25 protein-coding genes are annotated in these 23,675 nt (G+C 65.6%); 11 read left to right on the top strand and 14 right to left on the bottom strand.

The features are described from left to right. Positions 1–140: 140 nt before the first annotated feature. The 9 genes from lpdA to CDV49_RS07320 all read right to left on the bottom strand — a co-directional run bounded on the left by lpdA (position 141) and on the right by CDV49_RS07320 (position 11,378). Positions 141–1,535 (bottom strand): dihydrolipoyl dehydrogenase, encoded by a 1,395-nt coding sequence (gene lpdA / locus CDV49_RS07360; protein ID WP_179209139.1) that lies wholly within the window; start codon positions 1,533–1,535, stop codon positions 141–143. Between the two features lie 50 nt (positions 1,536–1,585). Beyond that, entirely contained in the window at positions 1,586–2,167 is a 582-nt protein-coding gene (locus CDV49_RS07355; protein ID WP_088214896.1) for a DUF924 family protein, read from the bottom strand. 60 nt (positions 2,168–2,227) lie between these two features. Then, complete coding sequence (locus CDV49_RS07350) at positions 2,228–3,550, bottom strand: MFS transporter (RefSeq protein ID WP_088214895.1); 1,323 nt, start codon at positions 3,548–3,550, stop codon at positions 2,228–2,230. Between the two features lie 260 nt (positions 3,551–3,810). After that, a complete protein-coding gene (gene queA, locus CDV49_RS07345; RefSeq protein WP_088214894.1) occupies positions 3,811–4,854 on the bottom strand; it encodes a tRNA preQ1(34) S-adenosylmethionine ribosyltransferase-isomerase QueA in 1,044 nt (347 codons plus the stop codon). Beyond that, a complete protein-coding gene (locus CDV49_RS07340) occupies positions 4,851–8,159 on the bottom strand; it encodes a YhdP family protein (RefSeq protein ID WP_143413132.1) in 3,309 nt (1,102 codons plus the stop codon). The genes queA and CDV49_RS07340 overlap by 4 nt, the downstream gene beginning before the upstream one ends. A gap of 113 nt (positions 8,160–8,272) precedes the next feature. Then, entirely contained in the window at positions 8,273–9,190 is a 918-nt protein-coding gene (locus tag CDV49_RS07335; protein ID WP_088214892.1) for a glutaminase, read from the bottom strand. A gap of 2 nt (positions 9,191–9,192) precedes the next feature. After that, a complete protein-coding gene (gene hisH, locus CDV49_RS07330) occupies positions 9,193–9,831 on the bottom strand; it encodes an imidazole glycerol phosphate synthase subunit HisH (RefSeq protein ID WP_088214891.1) in 639 nt (212 codons plus the stop codon). Further along, entirely contained in the window at positions 9,831–10,418 is a 588-nt protein-coding gene (hisB, locus tag CDV49_RS07325; RefSeq protein WP_088214890.1) for an imidazoleglycerol-phosphate dehydratase HisB, read from the bottom strand. Before hisB ends, hisH begins: the two co-directional genes overlap by 1 nt. 72 nt (positions 10,419–10,490) lie before the next feature. Then, positions 10,491–11,378, bottom strand: coding sequence for a LysR family transcriptional regulator (locus CDV49_RS07320; protein ID WP_088214889.1), 888 nt, complete (start codon positions 11,376–11,378; stop codon positions 10,491–10,493). A gap of 314 nt (positions 11,379–11,692) precedes the next feature. Here CDV49_RS07320 and CDV49_RS07315 point away from each other — a divergent pair, with 314 nt between their 5' ends. The 11 genes from CDV49_RS07315 (at position 11,693) to CDV49_RS07265 (ending at position 18,687) form a co-directional block, all read left to right on the top strand. Further along, complete coding sequence (locus CDV49_RS07315) at positions 11,693–11,968, top strand: hypothetical protein (RefSeq protein ID WP_088214888.1); 276 nt, start codon at positions 11,693–11,695, stop codon at positions 11,966–11,968. Positions 11,969–12,042: 74 nt separating this feature from the next. After that, positions 12,043–12,312, top strand: a complete 270-nt coding sequence (locus CDV49_RS07310; protein ID WP_088214887.1) for a hypothetical protein — start codon at positions 12,043–12,045, stop codon at positions 12,310–12,312. Positions 12,313–12,540: 228 nt separating this feature from the next. Continuing rightward, complete coding sequence (ffh, locus tag CDV49_RS07305; RefSeq protein WP_088214886.1) at positions 12,541–14,025, top strand: signal recognition particle protein; 1,485 nt, start codon at positions 12,541–12,543, stop codon at positions 14,023–14,025. Between the two features lie 23 nt (positions 14,026–14,048). Then, positions 14,049–14,573 carry a GNAT family N-acetyltransferase gene (locus CDV49_RS07300; RefSeq protein ID WP_088215037.1) on the top strand — a complete coding sequence of 175 codons (525 nt, stop codon included), beginning with the start codon at positions 14,049–14,051 and terminating at the stop codon, positions 14,571–14,573. Continuing rightward, positions 14,570–14,872 (top strand): chorismate mutase, encoded by a 303-nt coding sequence (locus tag CDV49_RS07295; RefSeq protein WP_088214885.1) that lies wholly within the window; start codon positions 14,570–14,572, stop codon positions 14,870–14,872. Before CDV49_RS07300 ends, CDV49_RS07295 begins: the two co-directional genes overlap by 4 nt. A gap of 72 nt (positions 14,873–14,944) precedes the next feature. After that, positions 14,945–15,295 carry a 30S ribosomal protein S16 gene (gene rpsP / locus CDV49_RS07290; RefSeq protein ID WP_088214884.1) on the top strand — a complete coding sequence of 117 codons (351 nt, stop codon included), beginning with the start codon at positions 14,945–14,947 and terminating at the stop codon, positions 15,293–15,295. 99 nt (positions 15,296–15,394) lie between these two features. Further along, positions 15,395–15,889 (top strand): ribosome maturation factor RimM, encoded by a 495-nt coding sequence (gene rimM, locus CDV49_RS07285; RefSeq protein WP_088214883.1) that lies wholly within the window; start codon positions 15,395–15,397, stop codon positions 15,887–15,889. Then, positions 15,886–16,791 (top strand): tRNA (guanosine(37)-N1)-methyltransferase TrmD, encoded by a 906-nt coding sequence (gene trmD, locus CDV49_RS07280; protein ID WP_088214882.1) that lies wholly within the window; start codon positions 15,886–15,888, stop codon positions 16,789–16,791. Before rimM ends, trmD begins: the two co-directional genes overlap by 4 nt. Then, entirely contained in the window at positions 16,788–17,156 is a 369-nt protein-coding gene (gene rplS, locus CDV49_RS07275; protein WP_088214881.1) for a 50S ribosomal protein L19, read from the top strand. Before trmD ends, rplS begins: the two co-directional genes overlap by 4 nt. Positions 17,157–17,167: 11 nt before the next feature. Then, positions 17,168–17,389 (top strand): 50S ribosomal protein L31, encoded by a 222-nt coding sequence (rpmE, locus tag CDV49_RS07270; protein ID WP_035712819.1) that lies wholly within the window; start codon positions 17,168–17,170, stop codon positions 17,387–17,389. Positions 17,390–17,532: 143 nt separating this feature from the next. Then, the gene (locus CDV49_RS07265) at positions 17,533–18,687 is read left to right on the top strand and encodes a sensor histidine kinase (RefSeq protein ID WP_143413131.1); all 1,155 of its coding nucleotides are present in this window, start codon (positions 17,533–17,535) and stop codon (positions 18,685–18,687) included. Positions 18,688–18,846: 159 nt separating this feature from the next. On the opposite strand, the gene CDV49_RS07260 is transcribed toward CDV49_RS07265, so the two are convergent. The 5 genes from CDV49_RS07260 to CDV49_RS07240 all read right to left on the bottom strand — a co-directional run bounded on the left by CDV49_RS07260 (position 18,847) and on the right by CDV49_RS07240 (position 23,670). Continuing rightward, complete coding sequence (locus CDV49_RS07260; protein ID WP_088214879.1) at positions 18,847–19,893, bottom strand: ABC transporter ATP-binding protein; 1,047 nt, start codon at positions 19,891–19,893, stop codon at positions 18,847–18,849. Position 19,894: 1 nt separating this feature from the next. Further along, complete coding sequence (locus CDV49_RS07255) at positions 19,895–20,677, bottom strand: ABC transporter permease (protein ID WP_088214878.1); 783 nt, start codon at positions 20,675–20,677, stop codon at positions 19,895–19,897. After that, complete coding sequence (locus CDV49_RS07250; RefSeq protein ID WP_088214877.1) at positions 20,674–21,561, bottom strand: ABC transporter permease; 888 nt, start codon at positions 21,559–21,561, stop codon at positions 20,674–20,676. Before CDV49_RS07250 ends, CDV49_RS07255 begins: the two co-directional genes overlap by 4 nt. Before the next feature lie 44 nt (positions 21,562–21,605). Further along, positions 21,606–22,706, bottom strand: a complete 1,101-nt coding sequence (locus tag CDV49_RS07245; protein ID WP_088214876.1) for an ABC transporter substrate-binding protein — start codon at positions 22,704–22,706, stop codon at positions 21,606–21,608. A gap of 163 nt (positions 22,707–22,869) precedes the next feature. Continuing rightward, a complete protein-coding gene (locus CDV49_RS07240) occupies positions 22,870–23,670 on the bottom strand; it encodes a division plane positioning ATPase MipZ (RefSeq protein WP_088214875.1) in 801 nt (266 codons plus the stop codon). Between the last annotated feature and the right edge of the window lie 5 nt (positions 23,671–23,675).

The raw sequence follows: 23,675 nt of genomic DNA, 5'->3' as shown, positions 1-23,675 counted from the left end.
CAGGGTGCAAAGACCCTTCGCCCCCGCCCCATGAAGGGCAAAGGCACCCCTCCTCACCCACCCGCGTCAGCGGAGGGCGGCAGCGCCTGAGGGCGGGGTTCGATGCCCCGCCTTCAGGCTCCCCCTTCAGGTTCCCGCAGTCAGATGTGGATCGCGCGCCCGTAGGCCGCCAGCACCGCTTCGTGCATCGATTCCGATATCGTCGGGTGCGGGAAGATCGTCTCGATCAACTCCGCCTCCGTGGTTTCCAGCGTCCTGCCGATCACGTAGCCCTGGATCATCTCGGTCACTTCGGCACCGACCATGTGCGCTCCCAGAAGCTCCCCGGTCTTGGCATCGAACACGGTCTTGACCATACCCTCGGTCTCTCCCAGAGCGATGGCCTTGCCGTTGCCGATGAAGGGAAACTTGCCCACCTTCACCTCATGACCAGCCTCCTTCGCCTTCGCCTCCGTCATGCCGACGCTGGCGATCTGGGGGTGGCAATAGGTGCAGCCCGCGACGGAACCCGGCTTCATCGGATGCGGATGTCCACCCGCGATCAGTTCCGCCACCATGATACCCTCATGGCTGGCCTTATGCGCGAGCCAGGGCGCCCCGGCGATATCGCCTATCGCATAGACGCCATCGACCCCGGTGCGGCAGAATTCGTCCGTCACCACGTGGGTGCGGTCGATCTTCACACCGGCATCTTCCAGCCCGAGATCCTCGACATTGCCGACGATCCCCACGGCGGAGATCACGGTGTCGAACTCCGCCGTCGTGGTCTTGCCCCCGGCTTCCAGATGCGCGGTGACCTTGCCCTTCGCACGATCCAGCTTCTTCACCGTGGTCTTTTCGAGGATCTTCATCCCCTGCTTCTCGAACTGCTTCCTGGCGAAGGCGGAGATCTCCGCATCCTCTACCGGCAGAATTCGGTCCATCACCTCGACCACGGTCGTCTCTGCGCCCAGCGTGTTGTAGAAGCTGGCGAATTCGATGCCGATGGCGCCGGAGCCGATGACCAGCAGCTTCTTCGGCATCCGTTTGGGCAGCAGCGCATGCTTGTAGGTCCAGACCAGATCGCCGTCCGCCTCCAGCCCCGTCAGCTCCCGCGCGCGTGCCCCGGTGGCGAGCACGACGGCCTTGCCGGTCAACTCCTCGGTGCCCTTCTCAGTCGTCACCACAACCTTGCCGCCCTTGGCGAGCTTGGCAGTGCCCATGACCACGGTGATCTTGTTCTTCTTCATCAGATGCGCCACGCCGCCGGAAAGCTGCTTGGCCACACCCCGCGACCGCTGGACGACGGCATCGAGATCATAGCCGATGTCACCGGCTTTCAGGCCGAAATCCTTTGCCCGGTGCATCAGGTGGAGCACTTCCGCCGAACGGAGCAGCGCCTTGGTGGGGATGCAGCCCCAGTTGAGGCAGATGCCTCCCAGATGTTCCCGCTCCACAATGGCGACATTCATCCCCAATTGGGCCGCGCGTATGGCGCAGACATAGCCGCCGGGGCCGGAGCCGATCACGATCACATCATAGCTGGAAGCCATCACTCATCCTCGTTCGGAAATTAGTTTGACGTTAAACTATCTTTCAACACCGTTCAATCCGCATCCCGTTCCTGCAGCTTGCGGACGACGCCGCCATAGGCGCCCTCGTCAAAATAGTCCTTTTCGTCCGAGGTCGTCCGCCGGCCCAGAGCTTCGTTGCGGTGCGGAAAGCGGCCATAGGTGTCGATCACCTCCGCATGGGCGCGGGCGTGGAGCAGCGTGCTCTCCCCCGTTTCGGGCATCCGCTCCTGCACGGCCGCGATGCAGAACTTCTGGTCGCCCATATCCTCTGAATGCATGAACGGCAGGTAGAAGAACTGGCGCGTCGGTTCCTGTATGGCGAGATCCCAGCCCTCATCGATGGCGCGCCTTGCCGCGGCTCTCGCAGCCGGGTCGGTGGCGAAGCTGCGGGGGTCGTCGCGGAACATGTTGCGCGGAAACTGGTCGGCGAGAATGATGTAGGCCAGTGCCCCTTCCGGCCCGTCGATCCAGTCGGTCAGACCGCCCTCATCGAGCTGCTCCCAGGCGGAGAGGAAGCGGCTGCGGATCGCCTCGTCAAGCGCGGGATCGGACTTGTACCAGTCCTCCGGGCCATGCTGGCGGGTCCAGAAGTCGAGAACGTCGTGCGGGGTCATGGGATCTCCTTCGGCATCTGCCGGGCGAAGCTGACAGGTCAGCCGCCCCGGCGCAACGCCTCAGGAACCCGTGGATTCCCTTTGTGGTTCCGTCTCTTCCGCTGTCCCGGAGGTCTCGGGCGCCTCCTCCCCGGGTATCTCCTCCTCGGGCGGGGGAACGGCCTCCGAGGCGACCTCCATCGCCGCCTCCATGGCGACGACCCCGGCGGAGGGCGGCACCACGGCCATCGCACCTGTCGCCACCGGCGCCTCGCGGCGCATCATGCGCCATGCCGTGTAGAAGGTGATCGCAACGAGCAGCACGCCGATATAGAGAAAGAACCCATTCGGCCCGAGCCGTGTCATTGCCCAGCCGGTGATCAACGGCCCGATGAAGGCTCCGCAGCCGTTCAGGAACAGCAGACCGCCTGAAGCCGCCGCCATTTCGCTCGAATCCAGATAATCGTTGGTATGCGAGATGAAGAGCGAGTAGAGCGGGTTCGCCACGCCGCCGATGACGGTGGCCACGCCGAGCAGCAGGGCGTAGGGAAGGTCCAGCGCCGCCGCGATCATCATCACAAAAGCACCCACGAGCGCGATGACGAGGATGAGCTGCCGCCTGTCCATCCGGTCCGAAAGCTGACCGATCGGGTATTGGACGACAAGCCCGCCGAAATAGATCGCCGCGACGAAGCCCGAGATCTGCGCAACCGTCAGCCCCTCCAGCCCGCCCCAGACGGAGGCCATGCCGAACAGCGCGGAAAACACGCCCCCCATCGCGAAGGTGCCGAAGCACCCGAGCGGCGACATGCGCATGAGTTTCAGGATGCTCATGGGCCGCGTGGATTCAAAGGCCGGAGCGGGTGCCACGGACAACAGGACCGGCGTGAAGGAGAGCGACACCAGCACCGAGGGAATCACGAACAGCAGGAAGCCTGCCGGATCCGCGACATTCAGCAGCGCCTGCCCGACGATGATCCCCCCGCTCTGCATGATCATGTAGAGCGACAGCGCCTTGCCGCGGGTTTCGTTGGTCGAGGAATTGTTGAGCCAGCTTTCCGCCGTCACATAGACACCGGAGAAGCCGAAGCCGATCAGCAGCCGGAACGTCGCCCAGGCCACCCACTCCGGCAGCACCGGATAGAGGATGAGCAGCGCGGAGATCAGCGACCCCAGCGCCGCGAACACGCGCACATGGCCGACCCGCTGGATCAAGCGGGGCGCCAGAAGCGACCCCCCGAGAAACCCAAGGAAATACGTGGACATGATCCACGACATCTGCGAAGTGGAGAACCCTTCGATGCCGCCGCGAATACCCAGAAGCGTACCCTGCATGCCGTTGCCGACAAGCATGAGGAAGACCCCGAACAGAAGGGGCCAGGAACGGCTGAGAACTTCGAGCATGACGCGCCTCCGATCTGCCTTCCCTATCTCACCTGAGGGCCGGAACAAGGGGGATTACCTTGCGTCGCATCAACGCAACCTCAACACATCCCGGTGTGACGCCATCCGCGCGGCGGGATAAGGGCCGACCCGCAAGAGAACCGGAGCCGCCCTCGGACGGCGGAAGGCGCGGGATTTCTCACAAGCGCCCCCCACCGGATCCAGCGGCAGCGCTCTGGTTGCAGCCCCCGTCGCCGCGACAGAGGCGAGGGCCGCGCATCCTATTGCGGCAGCAGGAGCGAGGCATCGCCGTAGCTGAAGAAACGATACCTCTCGGTCACCGCATGGGCATAGACGCGGCGCATCCGGTCCATCCCCATCAGCGCGGAGACGAGCATCAGCAGCGTCGATTTCGGCAGGTGGAAGTTGGTGATGAGTCCGTCCGTCGCGTGGAAGCGGAAACCCGGATAGATGAAGATGTCGGTCTCCCCATCCCACGGCGCGATCTCACCACCCCGGGAAGCGCTTTCGATGAGGCGGAGCGCGGTAGTCCCGACGGGGATCACCCGCCCTCCCGCCAGACGCGTGGCCGCGATCTCCTCCGCCGCGCGGGCGGTGACCTCGCCCCATTCGGCATGCATCCGGTGGGTCGTCACATCCTCCACCTTCACCGGCAGGAAGGTGCCCGCGCCTACATGCAGCGTCACATGCGAGAACGCGACCCCCCGCTCCGCCAGAGCGGCAAGGAGCGGCTCATCGAAATGCAGCGAGGCGGTCGGGGCCGCCACGGCGCCGGAGCGACGGGCGAACACCGTCTGGTAGTCTTCCTTGTCCTGTTCATCCGCAGGGCGCTTGGCGGCGATATAGGGCGGCAACGGCATGGAGCCCGCCTCTGCCAGCGCGGTATCGAAATCTCCGCCCGTCAGGTTGAAGGCGATCACCGCGTCGGCCTCGTTCCGCTCCCGCACTTCCCCTGAAAGCCGGTCGGAGAAGATGAGGATGTCGCCGGGTTTCAGCTTGCGAAGGGGGCGGGCCAGCACGCGCCAGCCGCCCGAGGCCGTCGCCTCCAGCAGCGTCACCTCCACCCGTGCGCTGACCTCCCCCCGGATGCGAAGGCCGGAGAGCCGGGCCGGGATCACCTTGGTATCGTTCAGCACCAGCCGGTCGCCAGGGCGGAGAAGCGTTACCAGATCGCTTACCCGCCGGTCGCTGATGCGATCGCCCTCTGCCACCAGAAGGCGCGCCGCGCTGCGCGGGCGGACGGGCCGCGTCGCGATCAGATCGTCGGGCAGGTCGAAGTCGAAGTCGGAAAGCCTGAGTGTCATTGTGCAAGCCGCGGCGGATCGCTGCGGAACAGTTCCCTGAACATGCCGGGGGTGAAGATCGAGAGCGGGTTCACCCCGATCCGGGGATCATCCGCCGTGCCGGAGACGGTGTAGTTGATGCCGATCAGCCCCTCGCCCCGCCGGGTCAGGCCGGCGCCGATGCCGTTCAGCAGATAGAGGGGGGAAACGACACCCTGCATCTCGATACGCCTGCTCCCCAGAAGATAGACCCCGGCGGCGGAGATGCCGAGCGAGGGGCCCGTGGCCGAGCCGCTCTTCACCTCCACCGCGCCCGGCGTCAAGCGGAAGTCTGAGCGGATGTCGCTGAAAAGGATGCCGCCCCCCGCCAATTGCTCCACAAGGCCGACCACGCTCACCGCCGACAAAAGCTGCGCCAGCACGGGCGCTTCCCTAAGCCGCATGTCCTCGATGGCGAGCTGTCCGTCATACTCTCCGGCCTGCGTCCGCGGTGTGAGGGAGAGGGAAAGCGCGCCGCCCGCTGCCCGGGGCGTGATCCCCATGGCGGCGATCAGCGCGCCTGCATCCTTGGCGCTGAATCGAAGCGCAGGTCGCCCGCCCGTGGCGATCGCCTCCCCCGTCAGACCGGCGACCCCGTTCACCAGACCGCGAAACGTGCCGTGAATCCCGCCGCCCGTCTCCAGCGCACCGCTGGCATTGGTCAGGAACAGCCCCTTGCCCACGTCCACCCGGTCGAGCGTGAAGGTAATCGGCACGCTGCTCCCCCGCGAGGGCGCCGCGCTCCGCGCCGACCGCGCGCCGCCGCCGCCATCGGGCAACGCGGCAAGGTTCACATGCCCGCCGGGCAGCGATACCGCCGGCGGCCGGCCCCGGCCCTGCCCCGTCAGCACCACCGGCGCGTCGAGCCAGTCACCCGCCCGGACGCGGGAGAAACGGGCGGTCCCCAGCGTATCGTCAGCCTTCAGCGTCACCCTGCCACCCTCCAGCATCAGCCCCGGAGCGGTGAGAGAAAGGCTTCGCACCTCCGCAGGCTTCCCGGCGGTGAGGGCGAGGGAGAGCCTGCCCTTCTGCGCGGGAGCAAGCTGCCAGCCGATCTCCGGCAGACGCAGCCCAAGGCCCGCCAGATCGCTCTCCAACCGGATCGCGGGCGGGGCGCCCTTGGCCAGATCGACCTGCACATCCGCCCGTCCCCGCCCCGAAACCAGCGTTTCCGGCAGCCCCGGTGCAAAGGCCGCCAGCGCCGCGGGCGAAAGCTCCACCCAGCCGGTCACGCGGGACAGGTCGCTTTTCGCCTTGTCCAGCGGCTGTTCCCACGCCCCCTGAAACGGCACACCGGAAAGCCGCCCGGCACCGGATATCCGCAGCATGTCGCGATCCGCCGTCAGGTCGAGCTGCGCGGCCTCCAGCGCCCTGCCCGGCACGATCCGGTCGGAGCGCACCTCGCTCAACGCGCCTGCGACGTGATACTCAACCTGCGGCAACTTCACGTCCTTGAGGAGCGGGAGCGCGATCCTGGCCCGCACATCGGCCCGCCCCTCGGCCAGATCGACAGGTTTTTCGGCCTTGCTGAGAAAGCGGAAGGGCGGCTCATCGAGCACGGAGAGCGCGGCGGTGATGCTCCCCCGGGCCTGAAGGTCGATCTCTGCGCGGGCAGGTTTCTCCTCGATATCCGGCACAACGAAGGTGGAGCCCGCGACATCCAGCGTCCCGCCCTTCGGCGCATCCACCTGTCCCGCGTTGACCCGCATCGCATAGCGTCCGCGGTCGATGGCGGCATAGCCGGAGCCGTGGCGGATCGGCGGCAGCGTCGGCATGAACCGCACCTCGCCATCGCGGAACTCATAGGTCAGGCCAAGACGCGGTTCCTCCCCCGGACGAAGGCGCACGGCGGCCTTCACGTCGGACAGGTTCGCGGTAAAGACATTCTCGCTCAGCCACTCCCGCGTCTTGCCAGCCACGGAAACGGGCCACAGCGCGATGAGCCGCTGCCGGTCCACCTCGTTCACCGTCGTGTCGAGCGCCACCTCCCAGCCATCGGGCCGCGCCGCTATCCGCCCGAAGGCGCGAAGCCGCTGGGAACCCTCGCTCAACGTCGCCTGTCCGATGGCGAGCGTCAGCGGATCCAGCCGAAGCTGCAGATCGGCCTGCCCGTCGCTGAACCCGACGGGCGCCTCGAACACGCCATCGGGGTCGACGCGCATGTCCGACACGGCGATCTGGGCCTCCACGACAGCAGGGAAGCCGCCCTCCATCTCCCGCAGGAAAGCCTGACCTGTGGCGGAGAAGCGGAGCGTGCGGCTCTGGACGTTGATCTGCTCAAAATTCACCCGCTCCGCCGCGGCATCGTAGGCAAGCGCCAGAACGGCGGACCGGAAGCGCACGGGGGGCGTCCCCGGTTCCGGTTGCACCGCGCCCGGCCCGATGGAGAGCTTGCCCCGGACGGGAAGCAGCGCCCCCGTGCCGTCGATCCGCGCGGAAACCTCTCCTGAAAGCGGTGCGTCCAGCACGGAGAGCCAGGCGAGCGCGGGGGCCTGCAAGGCCACATCGCGGGCGGGGACGTCGGTCAGCCTTGCACTGAAGCTCGCCTCGGGCGTGCCGCGCCGGGTTTCAAACAGCAGATTGGCCGCGGCAGGCCGCTCCCCCGCCGCGCCGAGGTCGAAATCCAGCGCCACGCGAACGCCCGCCCCGTCCCGGCGGACGGTGAGGCGGCCATCGCTCACCTCCCAGACCTGACCGACGCGCTGATCCTCCAGCCGGATGCCAACCTCCCGGGCGGAGGCCCGAATGACGCCCGACAGCAGCGGCTCCTCAAAGAAATCGTCGATCGCGGCCATGATCTCCGCCATGGAGCCGACCGCGCCGAAAGCAGCGCCCGTCTGCCCCACGTCGAGGTCGAGCCTTCCGTCCGGCAACCGGCGGAGATACATCGTCGCGCGCCCCATCTCCACCACATCGGGCCGGAGCCGCAGCGCCAGAAGATCGTCCCGCCGCAAACGGAACCGCAGGTCGGCCAGCGTCCCGATCCGCTGGTCCGCCTGATCGAAGAGCGTGATGTCGGACAGGCGGAACCGGGGCCGCCAGCCGTGATCGAGCACCAGATCGACCGCGCCGAGCGCAAGCCGCCCATGACCCTCCAAGGCATTGTTGACCGCCGCCTCCACCCGGTCGGCCACCCAGCGGGGCGCATGAAGCGGCCTGTCGCGAAGCGCAAGCCCGCCCGCCGCCACAAGCACCGCCGCACCCCCCGCAAGGCCAAGCGGCACCCCCCACCGCCGCAATGCGGGGCGCCGCAGGCCACCTGTTGGCGGGCCGGTCAACTCGCTCATATCTTCAATTCGCTCATCTCTCCGCAGCCGAGCCTGCGGGGAAGGATAGCTTTCACGAGCCGCTTGGGAAACGGAAGGCACCGGATTCTTGCACAGCGGCTTTCTGCCGGAGATCATCCAAAGACCGACCAGCCCATCGCGCGCGCCAGACGCTCCACGGCGAGCGTGCCGATCAGGGTGTTTCCCTGTTCATCCAGCCCCGGAGACCAGACCGCGATGGACGCCCGCCCGGGCGCGATCACCAGCAGGCCACCGCCCACCCCGCTCTTGCCCGGCAGGCCGACGCGGTAGGCGAAGTCCCCCGATCCGTCATACTGGCCGCAGGTCATCATCAGCGCGTTGATCCGGCGGACGCGACCCGCCGAAACCAGCCGCGGCCCCTGCCCGGCGCTCATCAGGAACCGCCCGGCGCGGGCAAGCTGACGGCAGGTCATCGTGATGGCGCATTGGTGGAAATACGTGCCGCAGACCAGCTCCGGCGGGTGAAGCAGGTTGTCATGCGAGGCAATGTAATGGGCGAGAGCATAGTTGCCGTGTCCGGTCTTCTGCTCCGACCGGGCGACATCGGCGTCGATATGAATATCCTCATCCTCCGCCGCCGCACGCATGAAGCGGAGGACGGACCCCAGCGCTTCACGCGGCGTCGCGCCCGTCAACACCGCATCGGTCGTCACCAGCGCACCCGCATTGATGAACGGGTTGCGCGGGCGCCCCTTTTCCAGCTCAAGTTGCAGGATGGAGTTGAAGGCCTGCCCGGAAGGTTCACGCCCGACCCGCTGCCAGAGCTGATCCCCCAGCTTGCCGAGCGCGAGCGCCAGCGTGAAGACCTTTGACACGGACTGAATGGAGAAGCTGGTGTCGGCGTCGCCGGTCTGCACCTCGCGCCCCTCCGCCGTCACCACCGCCATGCCGAAGCGCTTCGGGTCGATGCAGCCAAGCTCCGGGATATAGTCGGCGACGCGACCGCGCTCCTGCACCTGCGCCATCTCGACGCCGATCCGGTGGAGCGTATCCGCCAGCCGCTGCGGCATTCTCAGGGTGTCCAGTCGAGGAAGTTGTGGATGAGCCTCAGCCCCGTCTCCTGGCTTTTCTCCGGGTGGAACTGGGTGCCGATCACATTGCCGCGCCCCACGATTGCCGTGACCGGCCCGCCGTAATCCGCCGAGGCCAGCCGATCCGCCGCGTCGGCGACATGAAGCTGATAGGAGTGGACGAAATAGACATGCTCGCCGCTCGCGATCCCGTCCAGCACCGGATGGGACTGCTCCAGCCGAAGCTCGTTCCAGCCCATATGCGGCACCTTCAGCGCGGGATCGGCGGGGGCGATCCGCCGCACCTCGCCGGGGATCCAGTCGAAACCGGCGGTCGGCTGGTATTCCAGCCCGCGGGATGCCAGCATCTGCATCCCCACGCAGATGCCGAGGAACGGCCGCCCCCCGCCGCGAACGGCCTCCGAGATCGCGTCGAAAAGGCCGTCATGCGCTTCCAGCGCCTCCCGGCAGGCGGGGAATGCCCCGTCGCCCGGCAGGACGATCCGGTCCGCCCGTGCGACCACGTCGGGGTCAGACGTCACGGTGACGGTGGTCCGCCCGACCTCCGCCGCCATGCGTTGAAACGCCTTCTCTGCCGAATGGAGGTTGCCGGAATCGTAATCGACCAGCGCCACCAGCATCAGAGCGCCCCCTTGGTGGAGGGGATAGCGTCCGCCTTCCGCAGGTCGATCTCCACCGCCTCGCGGAGCGCGCGCGCAACGGCCTTGAACGCCGCCTCCACGATATGGTGACTGTTGATCCCGTGCAGCCGGTCCACGTGCAGGGTGATACCGCCGTGGGTGGAGAGCGCCTGAAAGAACTCCCGCACCAATTCCGTATCGAATGTGCCGATCTTCTGCGTCGGCAGATCGACGTTCCACACGAGATAAGGCCGCCCCGAAAGGTCCAGCGCCGCCCGCACCTGCGCGTCATCCATCGGCAGGTGGCAGGAGCCGTAGCGGCGGATGCCCCGCTTGTCGCCGAGCGCCTGCGCCAGCGCTTGCCCGATGGCGATACCGGTATCCTCCACCGTGTGATGGTCGTCGATATGCAGATCGCCCGTCGCCCGCACGGTCATGTCGATCAACGCATGGCGTGCGAGCTGGTCCAGCATGTGGTCGAAGAACCCGACCCCGGTCTGGTTGTCGTAGCTCCCGCTGCCGTCGAGATCGACGCTGACGGTGATGTCGGTTTCCGCCGTCCGGCGCGTGATGGTGGCCTTGCGCATCGCTTCGCTCCTCGTTCACGGGCCGTTATAGGCGGAGGGCCGGAATTGTCCACGCCGCTCCTGCGGGGTCCCTCAGGTCCAGTTGCGCGCGTCGCGACGCAGGAAGGTCACGAACTGCTGCACCTTGGCCGTGCGGTGCGTATCCACATGGGTGACGATGTAAGCCTTGGAGTTCCAGCGCGGCTCATCCAGCCCCGGAAAGATCTCCACCAGCTGCTCCCGCGTCTCGTGCGAGCCCGCACGCATGAAGCCGATGCCGATTCCCGCCAGAACAGCCGCCTTGAGCGCGGGCCCGACCGGGGAGATGAAGCAGAACTTGTCCTCCGGCACGTAATCGGCCAGCCAACGGTTGTAGGGGGCGCGCAACGCCTCACCCGACGCGCCGACGATGCGGAAGGAGGCCAGATCCTCCGGCGTCTCGGGGCAGCCGTTCATGTCGATGAATTCCCGCGTCGCATAGAGCGCGAAACGATAGTCCATCAGGGGAGAGACCACGTTGTCCGGCTCTTCCGGGGCGGATCCCGCGCGCAGCGCCACATGCGCCTCCCCGTATTCCAGCCGGACCTTCCGCAACTCCGAGGCGTAGTGAACCCGTATCGCCGGATGCAGCGCCTGAAACCGGCCGATGGCAGGCACCACGAGATCGGCCAGACCGGGGACGCTGGAGATCAGAAGGTCGCCCGAGACCTCCTCCCCCCTGCCGCGAATACGGTTGAGCAGATGGGTAAGCTGCTCATCCGTCGCCTGTCCCACCTGCAAGAGGTCCTCCCCCGCCTCCGTGGGGGTGTAGCCGCGGGCATGGCGGTGAAAGAGCCGGGTTCCGAGCCGCTTCTCCAGCGCTTCGATATGGCGGATCACCGTCGCATGATGGACGCCCAACGCCTCCGCCGCAGCGCTGACGGTGCCCAGACGCGCGACGAAATACGCGGTCCTGATCTCGCTCCAGTTGTCGGTGGCCATGGAAGCTCTTTGAACGCGTGACAACGGACAGTTGCACGCGGCATTTCGTTTCTCAATATGCCTGATGGGGCCGCGGACAGTGGTGATGCCGGACGATCACGGTCGCTCACGCAATCCGGCGCAGCGCCAACACGGAAATAGTTCCCGTTTTCAAGTCTCTCATCTGCTCACAGAGCCTGTGCATAAATGCACAGACTTTTGCAGAATCTGCCCTTCACCCCCGGAAAGACATACCCCATATCACCCTCACCGGAACAGGAAAGACCGGGAGATTAGGAGCCACAACGCGGCTCCGTGTCGAAAGGATATTAGAAATGCTCGCCAAAACCATCATGACCGTTGCCCTGCTCGGCCTTGCCGCTCCCGTCGCTGCACAGAGCGTCAACCCCGGCAAGGCGCAGATGGCGGCGGAACTCGGCGTGAATCCCTCGGATTTCACGTTGATCGAACTCATTCAACTCGATACTGCCAAACGTAACCACGACAGTCAGCTCTGGAACCGCATCATGGATAGGGAGGCTGGCGTGACACGTAACGCGAACACTCCCACGGCGCTGATGGTGCCGGGTTACGCCGATACGCGTCACTGAAGAGTCAACCGGGGCAGTGCGCCCCAACCTCCCCCGACAAGGCTGCATTTGCAGCGAAGAAAAGGAATAGAGACATGTTTGCCAAGACCATCATGACCATCGCCCTCCTCGGCCTCGCCGCTCCCGTCATGGCCCAGGGCGTCAACGCGGGCAAAGCCCAGCTTGCTGCCGAACTCGGCGTCGATCCCACCCGGTTCAGCACCAATGAGCTGATCCAGCTCGACAACGCGAAACGCCACAATGACACCGAGCGCATGGAACTCATCCTCAACCATGACGCCAGCGTGACGCGCGGTGCGCAGAACCCGACCGCCATTGCAGTGCCGGACTACGCGAACGGCTGATCGCCGCGACATAGACTGAGCAAAGCCGGCCATCCACGGATGAGCCGGCTTTGTGTTGACAGGGACGCCTCCAAGGCGTATCGGTCACGCAATTCCGGGAGCATTGTGTCTTCCGGTCCCCTGCAAAGGCCGGGGATCGCCATCCGTCAGCGCGTTGCGCCCACGGGTGCCGTTGTCGTTTTGGAATACCCGGTCACGGCCGGAAAACTGGTCCGAGGAGGATCGCGCATGTTCGAGAACCTGTCCGAACGCCTTGGCGGCGTCTTCGAGCGGCTCACCCGTCAGGGCGCGCTGACCGAGGAGGACGTGGCGACCGCGCTCCGCGAGGTCCGCGTCGCGCTGCTGGAGGCGGACGTTTCGCTTCCCGTCGCGCGGGATTTCGTCAAGGCCGTCCAGCAGAAGGCCGCGGGGCAGCATGTCACGAAATCGGTCACGCCGGGGCAGCAGGTCGTCAAGATCGTCCATGACGAACTTGTCCATGTGCTCAAGGGCGACGGCGATCCCGGTTCGCTGAAGATCGACAACCCGCCCGCCCCGATCCTGATGGTCGGTCTGCAGGGCTCTGGCAAGACCACCACCACCGCCAAGATCGCCAAGCGGCTGAAGGACAGGAACGGCAAGCGCGTCCTGCTCGCCTCGCTGGACACCAACCGGCCCGCGGCGATGGAGCAGCTTGCGATCCTCGGCCAGCAGGTCGGCGTGGACACGCTCCCGATCGTCAAGGGGGAGAACGCTGTCCAGATCGCGAAGCGGGCGAAGACGCAGGCCTCGCTCGGCGGCTACGATGTCTATATCCTTGACACCGCCGGCCGGCTGCACATCGACGAAGTGCTGATGGATGAGGTCCAGGCCGTCCGCGATGTGGCCCAGCCCCGCGAAACGCTGCTGGTGGTCGATGGCCTGACCGGCCAGGACGCAGTGAACGTCGCGACGGAGTTCGACGGCAAGGTCGGCATTTCCGGCGTCGTGCTCACCCGGATGGACGGCGACGGGCGCGGGGGCGCTGCGCTTTCCATGCGCGCGGTCACGGGCAAGCCCATCCGCTTCGTCGGCCTTGGCGAGAAGATGGACGCGCTGGAGACCTTCGACGCGGATCGCGTCGCGGGCCGCATCCTCGGCATGGGCGATATCGTCGCGCTTGTCGAAAAGGCGCAGGAAACGTTTGAGGCCGAACAGGCCGAACGGATGCTCAAGCGCTTCCAGAAGGGTCAGTTCAACATGAACGACCTGCGCATGCAGCTTGACCAGATGCTGAAGATGGGCGGCATGCAGGGCATGATGTCCATGATGCCGGGCATGGGAAAGATGTCAAAACAGATGGAGGAAGCCGGTGTCGATGACCGGATGATCCGCCGTCAGATCGCGCTCATCCAGTCCATGACGAAGCGGGAACGCGCCAATCCCGACCTGTTGCAGGCCAGCCGCAAGAAGCGGATCGCGGCGGGGGCGGGAATGGATGTGTCCGACCTCAACAAACTTCTCAAGATGCATCGCCAGACTGCCGACATGATGAAGAAAATGGGCAAGATGGGCAAAGGCGGCATGCTCAAGCAGGCCATGAAGATGTTCGGCAAGGGCGACCCGGAAGCGCTGGCGAAGGGCATGGACCCGGCCGCACTGAAAGCGCTCCAGAACCAGATGCCCGCGGCGCCGGGCATGCCCAGGGGGCTGACGCTGCCCGCCGGTCTTTCGGGGATCGGCAAGAAGAAATGAAGCTGTTCGCGCGTCACAGAGGCATGGCCATACCACCCGTCCTGCGGACGGAGCGGCTGGTGCTGCGCGGCCTCGACGCGCGGGACGTGGAGAATTTCTCCGCCTTCTTCGCCAGCGACCGCTCCCGCTTCGTCGGCGGCCCCCTCGATGCCGAGGATGCCTGGAAAGTGCTGGCGCGGGTCATCGGCCACTGGACGCTCCGCGGCTACGGCAGCTTCGCGATCACCCTGAAAGGGACGGAGGATACCGCCGTCGGCATGGCAGGCCCGTGGTTCCCGGAGGGCTGGCCGGAAGCGGAGATCGGCTGGATGCTGTGGGACCCGGCGCTGGAGGGCAAGGGCTATGCCCGCGAAGCCGTCGAGGCGACGCGCGACTGGGCCTACCGCACGCTCGGCTGGACGACGGCGGTCAGCTACATCAGCCCGGAAAATCCCCGCTCGCTCCGCCTTGCCGAACGGCTGGGCGCGCGGCCCGATCCGAGCGTCATCCTCCGCGACGCAGACCCCTGCATCGCCTATCGCCACCCAGCACCGGAGCGCCTGCAATGACCGACGCGACGGCCCGTGCGGCCGAACTCCTCCGCAATCATCGCGACTCCATCGACCGGCTGGACGCGATCCTGGTCTATACTCTGGCGGAGCGGTTCAAGCATACCCAGGCGGTCGGGCGGCTGAAGGCGGAACACGCCCTGCCCCCCTCCGACCCCGTACGGGAATCCCGGCAGATCGAGCGGCTCGAATGGCTCGCCGGCGAAGCCGAACTCGACCCGGAGTTCGCACGCTCCTTCCTCAATTTCATCATCTCGGAAGTGATCCGTCACCACGAGAAGCTGCAAACCGCCAAGTGACGCCCTGCGCACAAGGCACAGACACCGGATGGCGGGGCAACCCGCCGAACAGCCAGATACAGGAGACATGACATGGCTATGAAAATCCGCCTCGCCCGTGGGGGCTCCAAGAAACGTCCGTATTACGCGATTGTCGCTTCCGACAGCCGCATGCCGCGCGACGGCCGCTTCATCGAGAAACTCGGCACCTATCACCCGATGCTGCCGAAAGACTCCGAAGACCGCGTGAAGATGGACATGGAGCGCGTCACCTACTGGCTGGGTCAGGGCGCGCAGCCGACCGACCGCGTCGCCCGCTTCCTCGAAGCTGCCGGCCACCGCGAGAAGGCCGTCCGCAACAACCCGAAAGCCGCTCAACCCGGCAAGAAGGCCACCGAGCGCGCGAAAGAGCGTGCCGCGAAAGCCGAAGCCGCGGCCGAGTAATCCGGCAGCCGGTTTTTCCCATCGGGGAAAACCGGATCATCTCTCGTGTGTGCCCGCAAGGGCGCACACTCCGCATTCCTAGCAGGCCGGGATGAACGCATGAGCGACAGGATTTGCGTGGGTGCGATCGCCGGCGCCTTCGGCGTCCGGGGTGAGGTGCGGCTGAAAAGCTATACCTCCGACCCGACCGACATCGCCCTTTATACCCCCCTCTGGACCGAAGACGGAAAGCGCAGCTTCTCCGTCACGATCACGCGCACGATCCCGAACGGCCTCGCCGCGCGCCTCTCCGGCATCTCCACCAAGGAGGAGGCGGATGCGTTGAAGGGGGTGGAACTGTTCACCGACCGGGACCGGCTCCCCTCTCTGCCGGATGACGAGTTTTACCATACCGACCTGATCGGCCTCACTGTCGTCGATACCGGCGGCACGGAGCTTGGCCGGGTGCGCGCGATCTACAACCACGGCGCGGGCGACATCATCGAGGTCGCGGGGCCGCGTCTGCTGCTCCTGCCCTTCACCCGTGCTGTCGTCCCCACGGTGGACCTTGCCGCAGGCCGGGTCGTCGTGGACCCGCCGGAGGATGCCGGATGAGCGACGCTCCCCCGAAATCCCATGGCCGCCTCGCCATCTCCGCCTCCGTACAGCCGCGGGAGCTGATGAGCCACAATCCCCGCCTGAAAGGCGCGTGGACGGCGCGGATCATCACCCTCTTTCCCAATGCCTTTCCCGGCACGCTGGGCCTTTCCCTCACCGGAAAGGCGCTGGACATGGGTCTCTGGGCGCTGGAGACCATCGATCTGCGCCCCTTCGGCGAGGGTCGTCACCGCAACGTCGACGACACGCCCGCAGGCGGCGGCGCGGGTATGGTGCTCCGGGCGGATGTGGTATCCAAAGCGCTGGATCAGGCCGCCATCGGTGCGCCGGGGGACCGGGCGCGCTGGCCAGTCGTATATCTCTCGCCCCGCGGCCGCCCTCTTGATCAGGCCACAGCGCGGCGGTTTTCGGAGGCCGACGGCATCACTCTCCTCTGCGGCCGTTTCGAGGGGGTGGATGAGCGTGTGCTCGAACATTACGGGGTGGAGGAGGTCAGCCTCGGCGATTTCGTCCTCACGGGCGGTGAGATCGCTGCTCAGGCCTTGATCGACGCGACGGTCCGGCTTATACCCCGCGTGCTCGGGAATCAGCAGTCCACCGAAGAGGAATCCTTTTCGGATGGACTTCTTGAACATCCGCAGTATACGAAGCCCCCTGTCTGGGAAGGCCGCGAGATACCCGACATTCTCCTGTCGGGCAATCACGCGAAGATCGCCGCCTGGCGCAGGGACATGGCCGAAAGGCTGACCAAGGAACGCAGACCCGATCTCTGGCGGGCTCACCTCACGCAGACGGCTGACAGGCCGGAAGCCGGGGGCGGGGACCCGATGGAAGACCGAGAGCTCTCGGGCGGCACTCACCAACGCGGAAAAACCGCGGAACCAGGAGATACGCGATGAATCTTCTCGCGCAGATCGAGGCCGAACATATCGAGAGCCTCGGAAAGACCATTCCGGATTTCAAGGCTGGCGACACCGTGCGCGTCGGCTTCAAGGTGACGGAAGGCACGCGCTCGCGCGTCCAGAACTACGAGGGCGTCGTCATCTCCCGCAAGGGCGGCGGCATCTCGGCCTCGTTCACCGTCCGCAAGATTTCCTTCGGCGAAGGTGTCGAGCGCGTCTTCCCGCTCTACTCGACCAACATCGAGTCGATCGAAGTGGTGCGCCGCGGCCGTGTCCGCCGGGCGAAACTCTACTACCTCCGTGACCGTCGCGGCAAATCCGCGCGTATTGCGGAAGTCACCAACTACAAACCCAAAGCCTGAGGATCGTCGCGATGAAAAAGGGCATCCACCCCGAATATCACCTCATCGACGTCAAGATGACCGATGGTACCGTCTTCCAGACCCGTTCCACCTGGGGCAAGGAAGGCGATCAGATGGCGCTGGACATCGACCCGCTCGCTCACCCGGCCTGGACCGGTGGCTCCGCCAAGCTGATGGACACCGGCGGCCGTGTGTCCAAATTCAAGAACAAATACGCCGGTCTCGGTTTCTGAGGCCAGCCCTCTGCCTGAACTATCGGCGCGCCCCGGTCCCCCTGGGCGCGCCGTTTCCATTTGCGGATGGTTGCGTTTCCCGCCTGGATGACCTTTCGTACTCCTGAAATCCGGAGCCCTGATCGGCGGGGGAGGTCCGTCACTTGCCATTCCGTCCAGATACCGTCACGCAATTCGTCATGGGAATCGACGCATTGCCGCTGATCCTCGATGTCGTCTGCCAGGTGACGGGCATGGGGTTTGCCGCGGTGACCTACGTGTCGGGCGAGCGCTGGATCGTCTGCCGGGCGCGGGATGATGCGGATTTCGGCATTGCTGACGGCATGGAACTGCGCCTCGACCCGCTCTCCTCCGACGCAGAGGATGTGCGCCGCCCCATCATCATGGAGCGGATGGAACAGGGAGAGACCCGTCACCGCCCGGAGTGTTGCGGGGCGGAAAGCTACATCTCCTACCCGATCATCCTGCCCGATGGCCGGTTCTTTGGAACGCTCTGCGCCATGGACCGTCAGGCCCGCACCCTGCGGACCACGGCCATTCAAGGCGCCTTCTCCCTTTTCGCCGAACTCATCGCCTTTCACCTCTCGGAGCGCGACAAGCTCACGACAGCAGAAGACAGCCTCCGCCAGCAACAGGAAATCAACGCCTTCCGGGAGCAGTTCATCGCCATTCTCGGCCATGACCTCCGCAATCCGCTCGCCTCGCTTTCGGCGGGCATGCGGATGCTCCGGCGCAATCTTCCGGCGGACAAGACCGCGGAACTCATGGCTCTCATGGAGGGAAGCGTCGTCCGCATGTCGCGAATGCTGGACGATGTGACGGACTTCACCCGGTCGCGCCTTGGCGAGGGGATGATCCTCGACCCGCAGCCCGTCCGGATCGATGTCGTTATGATGCAGACGTTGGAGGAGTTGCGGCTCGCCCATCCCGAGCGCAGCTTCGATGTCGCGGTGGATGAGGCGACGGTCACCTGCGACGCCCGCCGCATGGGGCAGCTGCTGTCAAACCTTCTCGCCAACGCCATTCTGCATGGCAACATGGCAACGCCCATCGGTCTTATCGGGAGCCGGGAGAGCGAGGCCTACAGGATTTCGGTCACGAACGGCGGCGACCCGATATCCGACATCCTCATGGCGCAGATCTTCGAGCCCTTCTTCCGGCGCCACCGGAATTCCAGCCGGGAGGGTTTCGGGCTTGGCCTGCACATCGCGCGCGAGATCGCCCGCGCGCATGGCAGCGACATTGCCGTGGACAGCCGGGCCGGAACGACCAGTTTCTCGGTGCGGCTGCCGCTTTAGCAGGCTGCTGAAAGAGGCTTTTTGGCCAGTGTTTGAGCGGAAATCCTTCGAAATCTGGCGAAATCCAGCCGGAAATCTATATACGTCCGGGCGTTTCCGGGCCGATTCTCCGAGTTTCGGCGCATAGGCATGGCGCTTCAGGACTTTTCCAGCAGCCTGTTAGTCGCCAAGCACCAGAATGTCCGTCGGACGGATGCCCAGCCGCACCACAGCGCCGATTTCCGGCGGCGGCGCGTCCGACATGTTGAACGTGTCGAAGGCGACCGGCGTCCCCGCCACATCGGCCCGCATGCGGATGACGGAGCCGAGGAAATGCACCTCCCGCACCGTGGCGGGCAGGGTGACGCGCCCCTCGCCCCCGCCGAGCTTCAGCATTTCCGGGCGGAGCGCCAGCGTGACCCGGCCCGCGGGAAGCGTGCGGCCCAGTGAGACCTGCTCCTCCCCCAGCCGCACGGTGCCGGTCGCCGGATCCTCCACCTCCGCCTCGAACGTGTTGAGCGTCCCGACGAAGGAGGCGACGAAACGGGTCGCCGGGCGGTTGTAGATCTCGAAAGGTTGCGCGACTTGCTCCGCGCGGCCCTGATTCATGACCACCACGCGGTCGGACATGGAGAGCGCCTCCTCCTGATCGTGGGTGACGTAGATCGTGGTGATGCCGAGCCTGCGCTGAATCGCGCGGATTTCCTCGCGCAGCGAGATGCGGATCTTTGCGTCCAGCGCGGAGAGCGGCTCGTCCAGCAGCAGCACCTGCGGCTGCACGGCCAGCGCACGGGCCAGCGCCACGCGCTGCTGCTGCCCGCCGGACAGCTGAAACGGATAACGCGCCCCGAAATCGCCGAGGCCGACGATCCCTAGCATCTCCTTCACCCGCGTCCGCCGGGTCGCGCGGTCCACCCCGGCGACACGCATCCCGAAGTCAACGTTCTGATCGACGGTGAGGTTGGGAAACAGCGCGTAGCTCTGGAACACCATGCCGATGTTGCGCTGATTGGGTTTCAGCCCGGTCACCTCGCGCCCGTCGATGCGGATGGAGCCGGATGTCGGCGTCTCGAACCCCGCGATCATCCGTAGCGTCGTGGTCTTGCCGCAGCCGGAAGGGCCGAGGAAGGATACGAACTCCCCCTTCTCCACGGTCAGGTTGAAATCCTTCACCACGCGGGTCGCGCCGAAGGCTTTTTCGATATGGACGAGGTCAAGAAAGGCCATGTCAGCGTTTGATCCGGGTATGTCGTGAAAGGCGGGTGACGAGCTGGATAAGCCCCATGCACGCCCAGGTGATGCCAAAGGCGATGACGGCGAGCGCCGCGGGCTCATAGGCGCGGTTGGCGCCCAGAAGCTGCATGTAGGGCCCGAAGGCCGGGCGGTTCAGCAGGGCCGCCAGTACGAACTCGCCGATGACGATGGCAAAGGTCAGGAACGCGCCGGACAGCACGGCCACCAGCACATTGGGAAGGATGACCCGCCACAGGATCGTGACCCAGCCCGCGCCGAGCGACTGGGCAGCCTCCGTCAGCGTGGCGACGTCGATGGAGCGCAGGCCGGTATCCACCGCGCGATACATGTAGGGGAGTGCCAGGACCGTATAGCCCATGAGCAGCAGGAAATTCGTCCCCGTCAGCGATCCCGTCAGCGGCAGGAGCGACGAGGTATTGTAAAGCCGGATATAGCCGAACACGACGACGATGGGCGGAATGACCAGCGGCAGAAGCGTCACGAATTCCACCACCGGGCGCAGCCGCGGCAGCTTCAGCCGCACCCAATAGGCAGTGGGCACGACGATCAGCACCCCCATCAGAATGGTGCAGAACGCCATTACCGTGGAGTAGAGGAACGTCTGCTGAAAACGCGGGTCGGAGAGCACGACTTCGTAGGCCCGGAGCGAATAGCGCCCCCGTTCCATCCTGAGCGAGAACTCGACAGTCGCGATCAGCGGCACGAAGAAATAGAGCAGCCCGACGATGAGCGCGAGCCAGGACCACAGCCGCGTCATTTCTGCCACCTCTCGGCCCGCACACGCAGCACCATGTAGATGAGATTGGCGATGCCGGTGATCACGATCATCCCGAAGGCCAGAGCATATCCCAGATGCGGATCCTGAAGCACATCCCCCCTGATCTGCGCGAACAGCAGGATCGGCACGATGGAGAGCGAGGAGCCCGTCAGCGCATAGGCCGTGGCCACCGCGCCGAACGCATTGGCGAACAGCAGCGCAAACGTGCCGAGCAGCGAGGGCCACAGGATCGGCAGTGCCACGATGCGCCAGTATTGCCAGCCCGTCGCGCCGAGGATGGAGGCCGCCTCCCGCCATTCCTTCTTCAGCCCGTCGAGCGCAGGCGTGATGATGAGGATCATCAGCGGGATCTGAAAGAACAGGTAAGTGAGTGTCAGGCCCCAGAAGCTCAGCAGGTTGAAGCCGAGCGCATAGAGGTTCACGCCGAACCATTCCCGCAGGAACACGGTGACCAGCCCCAGCCGCCCCAGCGTCGCCAGAAAGGCAAAAGCCAGCGGCACACCCGCGAAGTTGGAGGCAACGCCGGAGAATGTCAGGACCGGCCCGCGAAGCCAGCCGGGCAGGTTCCCCATCGTCAACGCCGCGGCGATGCCGAAGCCGATCAAACAGCCCAGCAACGCGGAGGCAAGGCTCACGCGAATGGAAATCCAGTAGGAGGCGACGATCGACGGCTGCGAGAGGTTCTTCAGGTTGTCGAGCGTGAAGGCGCCGTTACTGTCGCGAAACGCCCCGAGCACGATGTTCAGTGTCGGCAGCAGCAGAAACAGCAGGGCGAACAGGAAGAACGGCACGACACCGACCCAGAGAAGGGCGGGACGCGCGCGTTCTGCGGGCAGAGCGGGGCTGTCGGGAGCGGAGGCCATGGGTCTGCGGAGCGGGACCGGACAGGCCGGTCCCGCCTGCCCTGTTACTGGACGTTCGCGCCGACGACGCTGTCCCAGCCGGCGGTAACGGCCGCCTTGTTCGCCTCCTGCTCCTCCAGCGACGGGAACACCGCCTTTTCATAGGCCGATGCGGGCGGGAGCGCGTCCATCATCTCCTGCGGGATGACGCCACGGGAAGCGAGATCGTTGAACCGGATCGGGTGGCAGTAGCCCTTGAGCCAGCCGAGCTGACCCTCGTCGGAATAGAGATATTCCATCCACAGCTTCGCCGCGTTCGGATGCGGCGCATAGGCTGAGATCGCCTGCACATAGACGCCCGCCAGAACCCCGGAAGCCGGCACGACCACCTCCACCGGGGGGTTTCCGTTCAGCGTGTCGCGGGCGGAGAGCGCGTTGTAATCCCAGTAGATGACGATGGGCGTCGCCCCCTGGGCCAGCGTTCCCGCCTTGCCGATCACCGGCACGAAATTGCCGGCCTTGTTCATCTCGGCGAAGTAGTCGAGCCCGGCCTTACCCGCCGCCTCTCCGGCTTCGGCTCCCTTGGCCATGCCGGCCGCGAGCACCGCCAGAATCGCCTGGTTGGACGCGCGCGGATCGCCCGCCAGCGCCACGGAATTGGCGTATGCGGGCTTGAGCAGGTCCGACCAGTCCTTCGGCACCTCGTCGATCAAATCCTTATTTACCATGAAGGAAAGCACGCCGTAATAGTCGCCGTACCAGTAGCCGTCCGCATCCTTCGCGGCCTCCGGGATCGTGTCCCAGGTGGAGACCTTGTAGGGCATGATCAGCCCCTCTTCCTTCGCCTGCGGACCGAAGGAGAAGCCCACGTCGATCACGTCGGGGGCCTGCGGGCCCTTGTTGTCCTTGTTGGCGCGGATGCCCTCGAGCTCATCGGCGGAACCCGCGTCCGGGTTCAGCTCGTTGATCGTCAGGAAGGGATACTTGGCCTTGAACCCGGCGATCACCTCCCCATAGCCGCACCAGTCATGCGGCAGGGCGATGGTGGTCAGCATGCCCTCCTTCTTCGCCCCCTCGATGAGCGCGTCGAGCGACTGTGCCGAAGCCGCAACGGGGCCAAGAATCGCAGCAACCGCCGTGGCGGCGATCATAGCGTGTCGGAACATGAATAAACTCCCTATCGGGGCGCATCTCCGCGCCAATCCTTCTTGGCCCCGGATCCCGGTGCGGGTTCAGGTAAGCCGCAAAGGCCGCGCAACGCAATAAGCAGGTTGAGTGACAATGCAATGACAGGAAAAGTTCAGCGGAAATGCCTGATAACGCGGCATTTCAGAAGTCGACCGTCACGCCCGGAAGGTTCAGTTCCTTCATCAGATCGCGCAGTTCCTGCCGCGCGGCGATGTTGGACATGTTGAGGCTCTCAACCCCCACGTCCTTCAGGTCCAGAAGGGTCAACCCGCGCGGGAAGAGTTCGCGGAAAACCACACGTTCGGAAAAGCCGGGTGCCACGCGAAAGCCGATACGGCGCGAAAGCTGGTCAAGCGCCTCGCCCACCTTCTTCTTGTTGTGCATCTGCTGGGCGCCCAGCCGGTTGCGCACCACAAGCCAGTCGATGGGCCGCAGCCTGGCGGCGGAACGTGCCTGCCGCGCGGCCCAGACCATTTCCGCATAGATCGACGGCCCGGTGACCTTTCCCGTATCGGGATCGGTCCGCGCCAGCAGGTCGAAATCGACGAAACTGTCATTGAGCGGCGTGATGAGCGTGTCTGCCATGGAATGGGCGAGCTGGCTCAGCCGCGTATGGGAGCCGGGGCAGTCGATGAGGATGAAATCCGATATCGGCTCAAGCTCCGACAAAGCGCTGGAGATGGCCCAATCGGCATGGTCCTGCCCCTCGGGCGGTTGGCCCGAAGGGAGCATCCGGTAGGTCGGTGTCGGCAGATCAATGCCCGAACGCCGCACGAAAGCCGTGCGATTTTCGACATACCGTCCAAAGCTCCGCTGCCGGAGGTCGAGGTCGAGCGCGCCTACGCGATGGCCCATCCGGGTCAGCGCGGTGGCGACATGCATACAGGTCGTGGACTTGCCGGATCCGCCTTTTTCGTTCCCGACAATGATGAAATGCGCCACGCCCG

Origin of the sequence: Haematobacter genomosp. 1 (assembly GCF_002196855.1) — a bacterium.
Lineage (GTDB): Bacteria > Pseudomonadota > Alphaproteobacteria > Rhodobacterales > Rhodobacteraceae > Haematobacter.
The sequence above is the reverse complement of the archived record's forward strand: the minus strand, read 5'-3'. Positions and strand labels throughout refer to the sequence as shown.

Excerpts from the sequence above, each read along its gene's own strand:
- CDV49_RS07260 (WP_088214879.1), bottom strand. The coding sequence starts at position 19,893 with ATGGCCTTTCTTGACCTCGTCCATATCGAAAAAGCCTTCGGCGCGACC.
- rplS (WP_088214881.1), top strand. The coding sequence starts at position 16,788 with ATGAATCTTCTCGCGCAGATCGAGGCCGAACATATCGAGAGCCTCGGA.
- CDV49_RS07320 (WP_088214889.1), bottom strand. The coding sequence starts at position 11,378 with ATGGCCACCGACAACTGGAGCGAGATCAGGACCGCGTATTTCGTCGCG.
- CDV49_RS07295 (WP_088214885.1), top strand. The coding sequence starts at position 14,570 with ATGACCGACGCGACGGCCCGTGCGGCCGAACTCCTCCGCAATCATCGC.
- hisB (WP_088214890.1), bottom strand. The coding sequence starts at position 10,418 with ATGCGCAAGGCCACCATCACGCGCCGGACGGCGGAAACCGACATCACC.
- CDV49_RS07255 (WP_088214878.1), bottom strand. The coding sequence starts at position 20,677 with ATGACGCGGCTGTGGTCCTGGCTCGCGCTCATCGTCGGGCTGCTCTAT.
- rimM (WP_088214883.1), top strand. The coding sequence starts at position 15,395 with ATGAGCGACAGGATTTGCGTGGGTGCGATCGCCGGCGCCTTCGGCGTC.
- ffh (WP_088214886.1), top strand. The coding sequence starts at position 12,541 with ATGTTCGAGAACCTGTCCGAACGCCTTGGCGGCGTCTTCGAGCGGCTC.
- CDV49_RS07355 (WP_088214896.1), bottom strand. The coding sequence starts at position 2,167 with ATGACCCCGCACGACGTTCTCGACTTCTGGACCCGCCAGCATGGCCCG.
- trmD (WP_088214882.1), top strand. The coding sequence starts at position 15,886 with ATGAGCGACGCTCCCCCGAAATCCCATGGCCGCCTCGCCATCTCCGCC.
- CDV49_RS07340 (WP_143413132.1), bottom strand. The coding sequence starts at position 8,159 with ATGAGCGAGTTGACCGGCCCGCCAACAGGTGGCCTGCGGCGCCCCGCA.
- rpmE (WP_035712819.1), top strand. The coding sequence starts at position 17,168 with ATGAAAAAGGGCATCCACCCCGAATATCACCTCATCGACGTCAAGATG.
- CDV49_RS07250 (WP_088214877.1), bottom strand. The coding sequence starts at position 21,561 with ATGGCCTCCGCTCCCGACAGCCCCGCTCTGCCCGCAGAACGCGCGCGT.
- CDV49_RS07300 (WP_088215037.1), top strand. The coding sequence starts at position 14,049 with ATGGCCATACCACCCGTCCTGCGGACGGAGCGGCTGGTGCTGCGCGGC.
- CDV49_RS07350 (WP_088214895.1), bottom strand. The coding sequence starts at position 3,550 with ATGCTCGAAGTTCTCAGCCGTTCCTGGCCCCTTCTGTTCGGGGTCTTC.
- CDV49_RS07245 (WP_088214876.1), bottom strand. The coding sequence starts at position 22,706 with ATGTTCCGACACGCTATGATCGCCGCCACGGCGGTTGCTGCGATTCTT.
- rpsP (WP_088214884.1), top strand. The coding sequence starts at position 14,945 with ATGGCTATGAAAATCCGCCTCGCCCGTGGGGGCTCCAAGAAACGTCCG.
- hisH (WP_088214891.1), bottom strand. The coding sequence starts at position 9,831 with ATGCTGGTGGCGCTGGTCGATTACGATTCCGGCAACCTCCATTCGGCA.
- CDV49_RS07310 (WP_088214887.1), top strand. The coding sequence starts at position 12,043 with ATGTTTGCCAAGACCATCATGACCATCGCCCTCCTCGGCCTCGCCGCT.
- CDV49_RS07315 (WP_088214888.1), top strand. The coding sequence starts at position 11,693 with ATGCTCGCCAAAACCATCATGACCGTTGCCCTGCTCGGCCTTGCCGCT.
- CDV49_RS07335 (WP_088214892.1), bottom strand. The coding sequence starts at position 9,190 with ATGCCGCAGCGGCTGGCGGATACGCTCCACCGGATCGGCGTCGAGATG.
- queA (WP_088214894.1), bottom strand. The coding sequence starts at position 4,854 with ATGACACTCAGGCTTTCCGACTTCGACTTCGACCTGCCCGACGATCTG.